This window comes from Streptococcus danieliae, from assembly GCF_013415245.1.
Taxonomy (GTDB): Bacteria; Bacillota; Bacilli; order Lactobacillales; family Streptococcaceae; genus Streptococcus; species Streptococcus danieliae_A.
In genome coordinates this window covers 1-435 of record NZ_JACBXX010000255.1, presented here as the reverse complement: position 1 = coordinate 435, position 435 = coordinate 1, and the positions used below count along the sequence as shown (strand labels likewise).

General features: G+C 38.2%; 1 protein-coding gene. It reads left to right on the top strand.

All coding sequences use genetic code 11. The features are described 5' to 3' along the window. On the top strand, positions 1-422 hold a 422-nt coding region (locus HZY94_RS10070; RefSeq protein WP_179925999.1), incomplete at its 5' end, for a transposase. Positions 423-435: the final 13 nt, after the last annotated feature.

Below are 435 nucleotides of genomic sequence, written 5' to 3'. Positions count from 1 at the left end.
CAAAACGCACTTATCAACCTATGTTTCAAATGCATCTAACTAGTCAAGAAATACTGGATGAACTACTTGGGTATTCTGAGGAACTAAACCAGCATTACCAACTTTATCAGATGCTTCTATTCCACATCAAGAATAAAAATACGGATCACTTCTTTGCCTTAATAGAGGAAGAAATAGGGTCTGTCAATCCGATTTTCCAAACAGTCTTCCATACTTTCCGTAAGAACAAAGATAAGGTTTGTAATGCCCTAGAATTGCCTTATTCCAATGCGAGACTCGAGGCTACTAATAATCTTATCAAGGTTATTAAGCGGAATGCCTTTGGTTTCAGGAACTTTGACAATTTTAAGAAACGCATTTTCCTAGCCTTGAATACGAAACGAGAAAAGGAACAGGTAGTCCTCTCTCGACTCGCTCTCTGATAGAATCCACCTA